The 597-nt window shown below is 70.0% G+C and carries 1 protein-coding gene; it reads left to right on the top strand.

What is annotated here, in order from left to right; genetic code table 11:
• Positions 1–570: thiazole synthase (locus ELR45_RS25550; RefSeq protein WP_240760139.1), on the top strand; the 570-nt coding region annotated here is incomplete at its 5' end.
• Positions 571–597: the final 27 nt, after the last annotated feature.

Here is a 597-nt window from a genome sequence, read left to right as displayed (position 1 = left end):
GCGGGGTGCTTCACCGCAAGCGAAGCAGTCCTCACCGCGAAGCTCGGCCGCGAAGCATGCGAGACCGACTGGGTGAAGCTCGAAGTGATCGCGGATGACGTCTCGCTGCTGCCGGACCCGGTCGAGCTGGTATCGGCGGCTCGGACTCTGGTGGATGACGGCTTCACCGTGCTGCCCTACACGAACGACGACCCCATCCTGGCCCGCAAACTCACCGACGTCGGATGTGCCGCGGTCATGCCGCTCGGTGCGCCGATCGGAACCGGCCTGGGCGTGCTCAACCCGCGCAACATCGCCGCCATAGTCACCGACTCGCCGGTACCCGTGGTCTTGGACGCAGGTATCGGCACCGCCTCGGACGCGGCACTCGCGATGGAGCTCGGCTGCGACGCCGTCCTGCTGGCCACGGCTGTGACCCGCGCTGCCGACCCGGTTCGGATGGCACGGGCGATGCGCAACGCCGTCTCCGCCGGGCGGGACGCCTTCCTCGCGGGGCGGATCCCCCGGCGCGAGGAGGCGCTCGCATCGTCGCCGATGGACGGGCGGGCCAACCTCGACCTCGCGCTATAGGCGACCGGACGCCTAGTGTCCCGCAAT

Origin of the sequence: Phytoactinopolyspora endophytica, from assembly GCF_004138495.1 — a bacterium.
Classification (GTDB): Bacteria; Actinomycetota; Actinomycetes; order Jiangellales; family Jiangellaceae; genus Phytoactinopolyspora; species Phytoactinopolyspora endophytica.
The sequence above is the reverse complement of the archived record's forward strand: the minus strand, read 5'-3'. Positions and strand labels throughout refer to the sequence as shown.